Annotated in this window: 14 protein-coding genes; 10 read left to right on the top strand and 4 right to left on the bottom strand. The window is 47.0% G+C overall.

The genetic code is table 11. From position 1 onward, the window contains the following. Positions 1-28: 28 nt before the first annotated feature. Positions 29-1,384, top strand: a complete 1,356-nt coding sequence (gene aroA / locus HRU21_06060; protein NRA41859.1) for a 3-phosphoshikimate 1-carboxyvinyltransferase — start codon at positions 29-31, stop codon at positions 1,382-1,384. A 48-nt stretch (positions 1,385-1,432) separates the two neighbouring features. Continuing rightward, positions 1,433-2,035: a tRNA (pseudouridine(54)-N(1))-methyltransferase TrmY gene (trmY, locus tag HRU21_06055; GenBank protein NRA41858.1), complete on the top strand. Its 603-nt coding sequence runs from the start codon at positions 1,433-1,435 to the stop codon at positions 2,033-2,035. A gap of 9 nt (positions 2,036-2,044) precedes the next feature. On the opposite strand, the gene hrpB is transcribed toward trmY, so the two are convergent. Next, a complete protein-coding gene (gene hrpB, locus HRU21_06050) occupies positions 2,045-4,507 on the bottom strand; it encodes an ATP-dependent helicase HrpB (protein NRA41857.1) in 2,463 nt (820 codons plus the stop codon). A 161-nt stretch (positions 4,508-4,668) separates the two neighbouring features. Between hrpB and HRU21_06045 the strand changes: the two genes are divergently transcribed. The 8 genes from HRU21_06045 (at position 4,669) to HRU21_06010 (ending at position 11,289) form a co-directional block, all read left to right on the top strand. Continuing rightward, entirely contained in the window at positions 4,669-5,664 is a 996-nt protein-coding gene (locus HRU21_06045) for an NAD-dependent epimerase/dehydratase family protein (GenBank protein NRA41856.1), read from the top strand. 117 nt (positions 5,665-5,781) lie between these two features. Next, positions 5,782-6,447: a (d)CMP kinase gene (gene cmk / locus HRU21_06040; GenBank protein NRA41855.1), complete on the top strand. Its 666-nt coding sequence runs from the start codon at positions 5,782-5,784 to the stop codon at positions 6,445-6,447. 175 nt (positions 6,448-6,622) lie between these two features. Continuing rightward, a complete protein-coding gene (rpsA, locus tag HRU21_06035) occupies positions 6,623-8,296 on the top strand; it encodes a 30S ribosomal protein S1 (protein NRA41854.1) in 1,674 nt (557 codons plus the stop codon). Positions 8,297-8,443: 147 nt separating this feature from the next. Continuing rightward, the gene (gene ihfB, locus HRU21_06030; protein ID NRA41853.1) at positions 8,444-8,734 is read left to right on the top strand and encodes an integration host factor subunit beta; all 291 of its coding nucleotides are present in this window, start codon (positions 8,444-8,446) and stop codon (positions 8,732-8,734) included. Between the two features lie 6 nt (positions 8,735-8,740). After that, a complete protein-coding gene (locus tag HRU21_06025; GenBank protein ID NRA41852.1) occupies positions 8,741-9,007 on the top strand; it encodes a LapA family protein in 267 nt (88 codons plus the stop codon). Positions 9,008-9,013: 6 nt separating this feature from the next. After that, entirely contained in the window at positions 9,014-10,252 is a 1,239-nt protein-coding gene (locus HRU21_06020) for a hypothetical protein (GenBank protein ID NRA41851.1), read from the top strand. Positions 10,253-10,267: 15 nt separating this feature from the next. After that, a complete protein-coding gene (gene pyrF / locus HRU21_06015; GenBank protein NRA41850.1) occupies positions 10,268-10,963 on the top strand; it encodes an orotidine-5'-phosphate decarboxylase in 696 nt (231 codons plus the stop codon). 20 nt (positions 10,964-10,983) lie between these two features. After that, positions 10,984-11,289, top strand: a complete 306-nt coding sequence (locus tag HRU21_06010; protein ID NRA41849.1) for a hypothetical protein — start codon at positions 10,984-10,986, stop codon at positions 11,287-11,289. Between the two features lie 47 nt (positions 11,290-11,336). Here HRU21_06010 and HRU21_06005 read toward each other — a convergent pair whose 3' ends face one another. From HRU21_06005 to HRU21_05995, 3 genes are all read right to left on the bottom strand, one after another. Further along, entirely contained in the window at positions 11,337-11,759 is a 423-nt protein-coding gene (locus tag HRU21_06005; GenBank protein NRA41848.1) for a hypothetical protein, read from the bottom strand. Between the two features lie 62 nt (positions 11,760-11,821). Continuing rightward, positions 11,822-12,367 (bottom strand): hypothetical protein, encoded by a 546-nt coding sequence (locus HRU21_06000; GenBank protein NRA41847.1) that lies wholly within the window; start codon positions 12,365-12,367, stop codon positions 11,822-11,824. 4 nt (positions 12,368-12,371) lie between these two features. Then, positions 12,372-13,006: aromatic ring-hydroxylating dioxygenase subunit alpha (locus HRU21_05995; GenBank protein ID NRA41846.1), on the bottom strand; the 635-nt coding region annotated here is incomplete at its 5' end.

Genomic DNA, 13,006 nt, shown 5'->3' with positions numbered 1-13,006 from the left:
GCTTTTTACTGTTTAATGAAACCCTTTTATGAGTCAATATAACTTTATTGCAAAACCTACGATTGATGGCGCCCCTGCTGAACAGGGCATAGTGCGTGGTGATATCCGTGTGCCGGGTGACAAATCAATTTCTCACCGTTCTATTATGTTTGGCGCTTTAGCAGAGGGCACCTCGCATGTATCCGGCTTTTTAGAGGGGCAAGATGCCTTAGCCACATTAAATGCATTTCGCACTATGGGCGTCGCAATAGAAGGCCCGCAGGATGGCAAAGTGACCATTCACGGTGTTGGTATGCACGGTTTAACAGCGCCCAGTGCAGCCTTAGATATGGGTAACTCAGGCACGTCGATTCGTTTATTATCAGGGCTGTTAGCGGGTCAAGGCTTTGATGTTGAAATGATTGGTGACGAGTCATTATCAAAGCGTCCGATGAAGCGTGTGACTGATCCTCTGGCATTAATGAATGTAGACGTAGATACAGCCGAGGGGGGTACACCGCCATTAAAGATTAAGGCAAGTACAGCTGCGCTGAAGGCGATTCATTACGATTTGCCGATGGCGTCTGCGCAGGTTAAATCCTGTGTGCTTTTGGCAGGCCTTTATGCCGACGGAAAAACCTCTATTACGGAGCCGGCACCAACGCGTGACCATACTGAACGCATGTTAGAAGCATTTGGCTATGCGGTAGAAGTTGATGGTCCAACGCGCGCTGTTGTCGGTGGTGGCAAATTGCAGGCCGCTGATATTGATATTCCCTCTGATATTTCATCGGCGGCTTTTTTCATGGTCGCCGCCAGTTTAGTCAAGGGCAGTGATATTACCCTTAGGCATGTGGGTATCAATCCAACGCGCATCGGTATTATTAATATCCTGCGTGATATGGGTGCTAACATTACACTGCTGAACGAAAGTAAAATAGGTGGCGAACCGGTTGCTGATATTCGAGTGCAGGGTGGTGAGCTGAAAGGCATCAAGATTAATGAAAAAGATGTGCCGCTTGCGATTGATGAGTTTCCTGTGCTGTTTATTGCCGCCGCTGCAGCAAGCGGAGAAACGGTATTAACCGGCGCAGAGGAGCTGCGGGTCAAAGAGTCTGACCGTATTCAAGTCATGGCTGACGGCCTAATTGCGTTAGGGGTGGATGCACATCCGACAGCAGACGGCATTGTTATTCAGGGCCTTGGTGGCACCGACAAGCGCATCGCTGGTGGTGAAGTCGAGTCTCATCATGATCATCGTATATCTATGTCGTTTGCCGTAGCGTCGTTAATTGCCGAGGCGCCGATTTTGATCAAAGGTGTAGACAATGTGGCAACCTCATTCCCTAACTTTTTAACACTGGCAAATGACGTAGGCTTCAATCTTGAAATGATTGATGCTTAAATCGTTGCGGTAAATAAATTTATGCAAACAAAGTAACAAGCCTAAGCTATGCGCGCCTTTGTTATTCGAGCTCGTTCAGCGCCTACCGACAGCGCAAAGTTGCTGGCTGAGGTCGGCGGTGATGCACATGCGGAAATCCTAGCGCATAGTCTGATGAATGCGATATTTGTTGCACAGTCACATCGAAGCCATGTTCAGGTTTATTTAGTACTAGAAAGCACGCAAGATTTCTCACGAACCATTCATTTTGATAGTGATAGGCTCGCCAATATTGGCGGCTTTCACGAGCAAGCCTGGCTTGCAAAAATTTGCAAAGCGCTCGATGCTTCTCAAGGCTTAAGTAAAGAGCAGTCGGTAGAGGTTGAAGCGGGCTTGTCGGTTGCGACTAAAAGCTTCGAAAAGTTACTGCAAGAGCTTGTTGAAGACTACCAGGTTTACATGATGGACAAGAAAGGGCAGGCTATTCGCGATGTCGACTTTCCTGAAAATGTTTGCTTTTTACTCACCGACCATATTCCTATGCCGAAAAAAGCCTATAACAGCTTTAAGCGTTTGGGTGTGGAAAAGATCAGCCTAGGCCCCACCATGTTATTTGCCTCGCAGTGTATCACCTTGATTCAGCATGAATTAGACATGGCGGGCGTGCAGTAGCCAGCAAATCTACATATATTTTTTTGTTTTGTGGGTGGCGCGCGCTGTTGCTGGGTCGTCTGGCCAAAAATGTTTTGGGTAGCGGCCTTTCATTTCTTTCTGCACAGCGCGGTAGCTATGCTGCCAAAAATGTTGTAGGTCGTCTGTTAGCTGCAGCGATCGTTGCGCTGGTGACAATAAGTCGATCAATAATTTAATTTTTCCGTTAGCGATGCTTGGCGTCGTTTCCAAGCCATACATTTCCTGTATTCGCACCGAGAGTTTCGCCGGCCCATTGAGTTGATAGTGTAGCGCGATCGACGATCCGCTTGGCACGGTCATGGTTTTTGGCAGCAATTGATCCAATTGCTGTTGCTTATGCCAGTCATAACAGTTAAGCAACGGTTGCACTATCGATAATTTTTGCAGCTGGTCGTAACTTTTGATCTCGTCGAGAAAAGGACTAAGCCATTGCTCTAAATGATCCAGTAAATACTGCTCATTAATGGCCGGGAAAGGGTCGCCAATCTCGGTATAGGCCAGCGTCATACGTATTAACAGCTGTGCTGCAGAGCTATGATGTTTGCCGCTTGGGCTGTCTTGGAATTCATTAAACAGACTCAGGCCCGTTTGCCGAATCAGCTTGATCCACACATTGCTGCGTTGCTCGGCAGTGATGCTGTTGTTTAGTGCTTTGCGATCGATAATGATAGCCCCCAACATGCGCCGTTGCTCTGCAATAAATCGCTTACTTGTAGCGTCAAATTCAACCACCTCTGACGGCTTAATCAAATGTGCAAGATGGGCTTCAATATCTTCAAGCTGAATGGCGATGGCTGAAAATATTTGCTGACCATTATGGCCGCCCAACTCAGCAATCGCTAAATATTCTTGCTCATGCCAATGGTCTTGAGTTAGCGCGATGCCAGAACCGTTAGCCATCAGAAAACCTTGGCCGCGTTTTTTAGCGATGCGGTCAGGGTAGGCCAGTGCTACCAAAATAGGCAGGTACTCGAAATGAAGTGATTTGGCCACTGGCTGGCGCAAGCGTTTTAGCCAGCGCGATAATTGGCGAGAAAATAAAGCCTCAGGCTTGAGAAATTGTGTNCGCAGAGCCGACGCTAAGTCGCGTGATTTGCTCAGCCGGCTTTCTAACAGGGTGACAAAATAAATGCTCAGTATTTCAATCCCAGGTAGCTTATGTTCAAGCGCCCGGGCTTGCAGCAGCATATGCCCCCAGCGAAGATTGGTGCCAAGCGATAGGATCTCTCGCCCCAGTGCGGTGATATTGCGGTTAGCATCTATTGCCTGCAGCGCAGTTAATAATGCTAAAGCCTGTTGTTGTTGCGCAGCAGAGGGGCTGTCCAGTAAGCGAAGGTCTGATAATTCGGTTCCCCATTGTTTTATCTCCAGCATCAAATCACTGATGTCTGAACATAAAATATCTGGCAAATCATACGCTTCTCGGCGTAAAAAATGTTCTTTAGAGCCTAAGCGATAAACCACGCCAGGCTCCAGTCTGCCGGCGCGGCCAGCGCGCTGAGTCGCTGAAGCCAGGGAAATATTGACGGTTTTCAGCGCTGTTACCCCGGTATTTAAATTGAAACTCGGCGCCCGCCGCTTGCCACTGTCAACGACAATCCGAATACCGGCAATGGTTAAGCTGGTTTCAGCGACATTGGTCGCCAGTACAATTTTTCGCTCGCCATTCAGGCAGGGGGCAATGGCGGCTTGTTGCAGCGCTTTATCTTGCTCGCCGAAGAGTCGATAAATGTGCAGCTTGGTTTCAGCCTTGTATAGGTTTTCCAAGCGCTCAGCGACAAACTGTATTTCTCGCTGGCCGGGTAAGAATACCAGACAGCTGCCTGCTTGCTCACGCATTGCACGCTGAATTAGACGCGGCATAGCCTCCAACCAAAGCTGTTCGTTCTGCAGCGGATGATATTCTGTCTCAATTGGAAAGCTGCGGCCAGCGGAACTGACAACAGGGCATTGATATCGGGCTTGAATCTTTTCAGACTCGAGGGTTGCCGACATTAATAAAATCTTTAGATCTTCGCGCAAGGTAGCCTGGCTTTCTAACGCAAAGGCTAACGCAGTATCGGCACTGATCGAGCGCTCATGAAACTCATCTAAAATAATACAGTCAACCCCGTGCAGTTCAGGGTCGCTTTGTAGCATGCGCGTTAACACGCCCTCGGTAACAATTTCTAACTGTGTCTCTGAGCTGCTGAATTTTTCGTGGCGAATATTTAAGCCGATGGACCGGCCCAGTGGCTCTGCTTGGCATTGAGCGAGATAGTTGGCAATATTGCGCGCGGCCAGTCGTCTAGGCTCCAGCATGATGATTTTCTGAAACTTTTGATCGCGGATTAACTGCAGCGGCAACCAGGTTGACTTACCTGCGCCTGGCGGTGCTTGTAGCAAAATTAATGACTGTGTCTGAAATAGCTCGATCAGTTCATCATAGATTTCTGTAACAGGTAGCTTCATCTGGCGGTAAAAGGTTGATATGTGACAGGGCGTGATTATACAGCAGCTGTTTAGATATCACCTGCCTATTGTGATAGCGACAGCTTGGCTCTGATTGCATTTCTCAGTTGATACAATTAAGGTTAGCCGGTTTTGCACACATAATCAGCATTAGGGAAATCATGTCATACCAAATCAATAAAGCTTTAGTGATCGGCGCCTCAGGTTTTGTCGGTGCTCACCTCGTGCGCGAGCTGATTAAACAAAATATAGCCGTCAGAATTATGGTGCGGGCGACGAGTGACATCAGCATGTTAGATGGCCTAAGTTTCGAAACCAGCTTTGGTGATGTTTCAGATACTGACAGCATGGTAAACGCAATGCAGGGCTGCGATACGGTATTTCACTCGGCGGTAAATACAGGCGCATGGTTAACCGATAGTGGCCCGCTGTATCAAACCAATGTCTTAGGGGTCATTAACGCGATAGCTGCGGCTAAGAAAGCCCATATTCAGCGTTTTGTCCTAACAAGCTCTTTGCTGACTATCGGCCGCGCCGAAAATGAGGCTGTCGCCAATGAGGACTGTTATCCAGATACCGCTTCGCTATTCACTGAATATATGCGAAGTCGTTGTTTAGCAGAACATTATTTACTTTTGGCAGCAAAAGAAGAAGGCTTTCCGGCGATTGCCTGCTGTGTGTCAAATACCTACGGCGATCAAGATGTTCAGCCGACGCCACACGGTAATTTGATTAAGCAAGTGGCGCTGGGTAGGGCGCCCGTGTATCTAAATGCGGCCTCTGAAGTGGTCAATGTGAAAGATGCTGCCAGAGCCCTTATCTTGGCGGCGCAAAAAGGTCGCCCAGGCGAGCGCTATATTATTTCAGACCGTTTTATGAGCAACCAAGAGCTGTTTAGCAAAGCCGCCGCCTATGCTGGCCGTCGACCACCCTGGTTTGCTTGCCCAACGCCTTTAGTATCGGCATTGGTGTTTTTGGTTGAGTCGCTGATGCGCCTGTTGCGCAAAGATTCGGTACTCACCCATAATTCTGTCAAGCTGATGTATCAAACCTGGCCGCTGTCACATCAAAAAGCCGTTGATGAGCTAGGTTGGGAGCTCGACGGCATCGATAGTGCGATTGCAGAAGCCGTGGATTTCTATAAATCACAAAAGTAGTTTAAAATGCGCGCCTTTTTCACCCATTCAGGCTAAGCAATCACGGAGAATTCACCTACACTTCTTAAGTGGTTAATCAGCAATGATCAATCACAGGCTGTGCTGGTGCGCAAAATCATGGCATTAGACAAAAAACTGATCACAATCGATGGCCCCTCAGGCGCTGGTAAAGGTACTGTTAGCCAGCGGCTAGCAAAGCAGCTGGGCTGGGCATTTTTAGATAGTGGTGCCATTTACCGTTTGTGTGGTTTGGCTTGTTTAAAGTCTGGGATTGCGTTTGAAGACGTTGCTGCGGTGGCCGAATTAGCCCGCAACTTAGATATCGAATTCAAGCTAGATGGCGAGGTCTTATTAACCTTGCTTGACGGTGAGGAAGTGACTGCCCAGTTGCGCACAGAAGAAGGCGGCGCAGCGGCTTCAAGAGTGGCACCGATTGCTGCGGTAAGAGAGGCCTTATTGCTGCGTCAGCGCGCTTTTGCAAGCGATAAAGGCTTGGTTGCCGACGGCAGAGATATGGGCACGATAGTGTTCCCCGACGCACCAATAAAAGTGTATTTAACGGCATCGGCTGAAGAGCGCGCCAATCGTCGTTATAAACAGTTGACGGAGGCCGGTAATTCGGTTAATCTCCGCGCCATTTTAGAGGATATACAAGCGCGCGATGCACGTGATATGAATCGCGAAGTAGCGCCTCTAAAGCCAGCGGATGATGCGGTGGTCATTGATTCCACTGAGTTAAGCATTGATCAAGTGCTGGCAAAAATTTTAGCGCTATTACCCTAGCTTTCCTTAAGCCGAAGTAGCTAAAAATTGTAGCTAAAAGATTGCAGCTAAAAGAATCTGCAACAGAATTTGAATAGTGGTTTGACGCCAAACCTGATCCAGTTAAACGGCTATTCATTAAAAAACTAACCCCGTATAAGGTCAGGATATACGGTGAACCCATAGTAGGTGACACATGAGCGAATCTTTCGCGGAACTCTTTGAGCAGAGTTTACAAACTCTAGAAATGCAACCCGGCGCAATTGTAACCGGCATCGTGGTTGATGTTGACGGTGATTTCGTAACCGTTCACGCTGGCCTTAAATCTGAAGGCGTTATCCCAAAAACCCAATTTATCGATGAGAACGGTGATGTATCGGTTCAAATTGGTGATGAAGTACAAGTTTCTTTAGAAGCCGTAGAAGACGGTTTCGGTGAAACCAAGCTTTCACGCGAAAAAGCTAAGCGTGCTGAAGCTTGGAAAGAGCTAGAAAAAGCCAATGAAAACGACGAAGTCGTGATGGGTCTGATCTCTGGTAAGGTGAAAGGCGGTTTCACTGTAGACGTGAAAACAATTCGCGCTTTCTTACCGGGTTCATTAGTTGATGTTCGCCCAATTCGCGACACCAACCACCTTGAAGGCAAAACTCTCGAATTTAAAGTGATCAAACTAGACAGCAAGCGCAACAACGTTGTTGTTTCTCGTCGCGCTGTACTTGAGCAAGCAAACTCTGAAGAGCGTGAGCAGTTACTTGCTACCCTTGAAGAGGGTCAAGTGGCTAAAGGTATTGTGAAAAACCTTACCGACTATGGTGCCTTTGTTGACCTTGGTGGTGTTGACGGTCTTCTTCACATCACTGACATGTCTTGGAAGCGCATCAAGCACCCATCAGAAATTGTTGCTGTGGGTGATGAAATTGACGTTCGCGTTCTTAAGTTTGACAAAGAAAAGAACCGTGTATCACTAGGTCTTAAGCAGTTAGGCTCTGATCCTTGGGTTGATGTACAAGATCGTTACCCAATCGGTGCGAGAACGAAAGCTGTTGTTACCAATCTGACCGATTACGGCTGCTTTGCAGAGCTTGAAGAGGGCATCGAAGGTCTTGTTCACGTTTCTGAAATGGATTGGACCAACAAAAACGTTCACCCATCGAAAGTTGTTTCTTTAGGTGACGAAGTTGAAGTGATGGTGCTTGAGATTGATGAAGAGCGTCGTCGTATTTCACTGGGTATCAAACAGTGTCAAGCTAACCCTTGGGATGAGTTTGCTGGTAAATTCGAAAAAGGCGATAAAGTTTCAGGTACGATCAAGTCGATTACCGATTTCGGTATCTTCATCGGTCTTGATGGCAACATTGATGGCCTTGTGCACTTATCAGACATCTCTTGGAACGAAGCGGGCGAAGAAGCTGTGCGTCAATTCAAGAAAGGTGACGAGATTGACACCGTTATCTTATCGGTTGACTCAGAGCGTGAGCGCATCTCTTTAGGCATTAAGCAATTAGCAGATGACCCATTTGGTAGCTACACCGATGCCAACGATAAAGGCAGCGTTGTTAAAGGCACCATCAAAGAAGTTGATGAAAAAGCCGCGATTATCACCCTAGCTGATGAAGTTGAAGCGATCTTGAAAGTTCAAGACATTGCGCGCGAGCGTACTGAAGATGCTCGCAGCGTATTAACTGCGGGTGATGAGATTGAAGTTAAGATTGTTAACGTTGATCGTAAAAACCGCACGGTTCAAGTCTCAATCAAGGCGCTTGAAATTGCTGATGAAAAAGAAGCATTAAAAGCACAGAAAGAGAAAGAATCTGAAAATATTTCAGCGACGACCATCGGTGATTTGATCAAGCAGGAAATGGATAAATAACCTTCTGTTATTTATACATTTTATTACCGTCTCTAAAAAGCCGCACACCAGTGCGGCTTTTTTCGTTTAAAGGCTAGATTTGCCGAAACGCTTGGTCTATTATCCGTTTTTAAGGGTTAAGATATTGAGAATAATAGGGTTTTTCTGATGACAAAGTCTGAGTTGATTGAGCGCATTGCTGAGATGCAGCCACAATTATCGCCGAAAGACGTCGAGCTGGCAGTGAAAACTATCCTAGAACAAATGTCAGACGCCCTAGCAGATGGCCAACGTATCGAAATTCGTGGCTTTGGCAGCTTCTCACTGCACTACCGTGCGCCGCGCAAAGGCCGCAACCCTAAAACTGGCGAGTCAGTACAGTTAGACGGTAAATACGTGCCACACTTCAAACCCGGCAAAGAAATGCGCGAACGCGTGAATGCTTCTATTAATGATTAAGATGCCATGCAGCAGTTGATACGCCGTATACTATTCGCGCTTATTGCTCTTGCCCTTGCCGCTTACGTGGTGTTCTTTACTCTTGCTAATCATCAGCTCTTAGATCTTGATCTCTTGTTTATTCAGCTAAATCAGGTGCCGGTTGAACTGGCCTTGATACTCAGCTTTATTGCCGGCGGCTTAAGCGGTATCGTGGCTGCGTTTGGCTGGGTCATGCATTACCGCAAACAGCTGAATAAAGCCCGAATTGATTTAAAGCGCGCTGGCTTATAAATAGCAATGCCAGATAGCGGCTATTCACTGAGTTTATTCTTTTTTCTTTTTCTGGCGCTGGCGCTAGGCTGGCTGCTCGCAAGCTTTCCACCGCAGCTATGGCTAAAAAAATTCAAATACCGCGCCTGGCGTGAGTCATATTTTAAAGGCCTGCAGTTTCTACTGAATGAACAAACAGACCATACGATTGAGTCATTGGTCAGTGAATGGCAGGTCAATCGCACAAATTTTGAGTTACATAATGCCTTGGCTAATATGCTGCGCCGCAAAGGTGAAGTTGATCGGGCGATTGTTATTCATAATAATTTACTCAGCCATGCCAAGCGGGCCAAGCTGAATTCCAGTCAAATTCGAACCGCAACCACCGAGTTGGCAAGAGACTATATCAAAGCGGGTTTGCTTGATCGTGCAGAGCGCTTGCTGATTAATGTGGTCAATAGTTCGAAAGAAAGCGAACAAACCGCCTTAGCATTGCTACTGCAGGTTTATCAGCTTGAGAAAGAGTGGCGCAAAGCGATCTTAATTGCAGAGCAGCTGTATCCTCACGACCGGATAGCGATTAACGATAAAACCTTGGTGGCAGGCAGGCGTCAGGTAGAAATAGCGCAGTTTTATTGTGAGATAGCGTCTGCCGCTCTAAAAGACGATGCCTTTTTACAAGCAGAGTCAGCCTTGAATCAGGCATTGCTAGCGCATCCAGAATGTGCGCGTGCAACATTATTACTGGCGCAGCTCAATTTTGAGCGGCAAAATAACGCCGCTGCACTACAACATCTGTCTTTACTGCCGTCGCAAGATGCCTCATTGCTGGTTGAAGCACTGCCGATGCTCGATGACTATTTGGCGCCCGATAGCGAACAGAAAATTGAGCTGCTGCAGCAATGGCAGTCGCAATATTCATCGGTCGCGCTAGATAAAAGCCTATTTTTAGCACTGTCATCGCGAGATGCAGAGCAGGCCTATGCGTTTTTAGATGCCGCGGTAAGAAAGCGTCCCACCTTGCGCGGTTTAAATTATTATTTTGATGCCTATCGACAATTTAACTGGTCTGAAAAAGAAGGTATTAAAGATGTGAGTCGGCAAAATATACAGCTGATTCACAGAATCGTAAAAGATGTATTAAAAGATAAGGCCGATTATCAATGTCGACAATGCGGCTTTGCTGGCAAGCAATTACACTGGCAGTGCCCACAGTGTCATGGTTGGGATACTATCCGTCGTCAACGTGGCGTTGATGGCGACTAAATTTTTAAGGTTAATATGAAAGATAAAAACATACTCATCGCGTTAGACTTCGACGATATTGATGTGATGTATCAGCTGGTTGATCAGCTTGATCCGAGCCAGTGCAGGCTGAAAGTTGGCAAGGAGTTGTTTACCCGTTTTGGTCCAGATTTAGTGCGGCAGCTGCAGGCCAAAGGCTTTGATATATTTTTAGATTTAAAATTTCACGATATTCCAAACACCGTGGCAAAAGCCGTAGCCAGTGCTGCAGAGCTGGGTGTATGGATGGTGAATGTGCACGCTTCAGGCGGCAGTAAAATGATTAGCGCGGCGAAAGAGGCCTTAAAGCCTTATGGCGATAAAGCACCACTATTGATTGCCGTCACCGTGCTTACGTCTATGAGCCAAGACGACTTAGACGAACTCGGTTTGCCAACAGCTGCCGAGCAGGTTGCAAAGCTTGCTCAGCTTGCGGCTAAGGCAGGCGCTGATGGGGTGGTGTGTTCAGCCTTAGAGGCGGCAACAATCAAGCAGCTCTGCGGTGATGATTTTGTCACGGTCACCCCCGGTATTCGCCCACAAGGCTCAAGCACAGACGATCAGCAGCGTATTATGACGCCAAGCAGGGCGGTGGCGAATGGTGCTGATTATTTAGTGATCGGACGGCCGATTACTCAAGCAAAAGAACCTATGACTGCATTATCGAATATTCATGCAGAACTGACGGCCTAGGTTTTCAAAACAGATACATCATGAATTTAGACGATTTAAAAGGCCAGCCACTGGAAGTATGTATTCAATACTTTGATCTTGATAAAACCACGCTCATGCACGAGAAAAAAGCATCCGGTGTTGTACATCATGTCGATCCGGATGTCGCTGTGGTGTTAGCGGTTGACGGTAATGCTGAAAACCTATTTAAAGTGCCGCCCTTGATGGAGGCATTTCAATTTCAAATTGATGGCAGCTATAAGGTGCATTGGGGTGTGTATCGCACGCAGTCAGAACGTCAAGATGGTATGCATGAATGGTGGGATTGGAAGCCCATTTTAGATTAATGCTGAGTGCTTTATAGTTTATTTTACTCCGAGTTGTAATCTAAACCCTACGGTTGAATTTGTTCTGCGGTATCAGAGCTTTTTGCCGCAAAGCTTTGCGGGGCAAAATAATCGGCAATCTGCATAAACCAAGTAAGCTGCGACATATCACCAGCAAAGCGTATTTTTGCCTGCCGGATTAAGGTAATCATTTGGCTTTTATTGTGTGGATCTTTCGCCATAATCCACAGTAGGTAACGAAAATCCTTAGCCGAGCTAATTTGAAAGCTCAAACTGGCATGACTGTGGCGCTTTGCCTCAGAGTTCACTTTGCCCCACTTGAACTCAAAGTAGCGACAGGCGGAACTGTTAGCCAGTTCAAAACTGATCACACAGGCTCTGCGAGCAATGAGCTGTTGAAACTGTGGATGCGTGTCAGTGAGGTATTGAATGCGTTTGGCTAAGAGCCACAGGCATAGTCTAAACAGCATAGTTTGCGCCTTAAAGTATCAATTTAAAGTTTCAATTTAAAGTTTCAATTTAAAGTTTCAATTTAAAGTATCAATGCAACCGTGGGTGCGGTAATAATATTCCAATCCAAAATGATCTCGCGCTTCAGCAAGCGTATCTCACCTTTAATCTTGGTTAAAACATCGCGACGTTGAAAATAAAATTGATAATTATCCTGGCCGTGTCTGCTATAAGACAAAGACACATTGTTAAACACCTGAAACGATTTTCTGCTTTGCTGATACGCCTCTATATTGCTAACCAAACGCACGGTTCGCAGTAAGGGGTTGTCGGCAATGGCTGTCGCGCTGGTTGGGCGGTTGGCACGAAACGTTAGCGTCATAAAGTCGTCATCGCGCAGCGGTGGCTCAATGCCTCGACTTAACTCGGTTTGCAAGCACAGCATTTCTTCTTTGTTTTTTAAACGTATATTGGTGCCAGTATTGGCACGATTCGGCATGGTATATTCGATGCCGGGTGCCAGTAGGTCCATCCAGGTTTGATATTGCCGGCTATCCAGTAATCGTGCTTCATGATAATAAAATTGTTGAATCGCCAAGTATTGTTTAACAGATGTCACAGCTTTCATAGGCTTAATCCAATCGGTTAAAAGCGAGCAAGGCGTCGTGACTCTGATCGCTTTGCATACCCTGTTCTAATTCATGGCGCCAACGGGTATAAAACTCACGGGCGTAAAACTCATTAACAATATTGCCCGCCATGCCGGGAAGCTCGGGGTGTGGATATTCCTCGCCAGCACCTAAGCCAAAAAACAGATGCTGGTCGTCAGCGTAGTCGGTGCAGTTACCAATATATTGTTGCGACCAAGCCTCGCTGTCTTCCTGCTCTAACAGCCCGCCTGGGCCAAATAAAAAGGTATAGTTTTTTTGCAGCTTCAGCTTAATCGCGTCGGGAATATCTTTATCAACCACCCACCAGCTCCAATACTCGGTTTTACCCGCGCCGCGCGGGTGGCTAACGCGCAGAGTGCTATTCGGCCACAATAAGGATAAATTTGGGTATACGCTGTAGCACAGAGGTTTAAGCCTCGCGCGCAGTTTGCCCAGTCGCTGTTCTACCTCGGCATGCTGTGTTTGCATATACTCTATGGTTTCAGCATCGTACATGGTGAGGCCATCCATGCCTGCAATGCGTTGCTGCAATGGTGCATTGTCTGGCAGTAAGCGAACCGCAACACCGTGACCGGGCTTAGGTACAATGTTGAGGC

It is taken from the genome of Pseudomonadales bacterium (assembly GCA_013215025.1).
Taxonomy (GTDB): domain Bacteria; phylum Pseudomonadota; class Gammaproteobacteria; order Pseudomonadales; family DT-91; genus DT-91.
The sequence above is the reverse complement of the archived record's forward strand: the minus strand, read 5'-3'. Positions and strand labels throughout refer to the sequence as shown.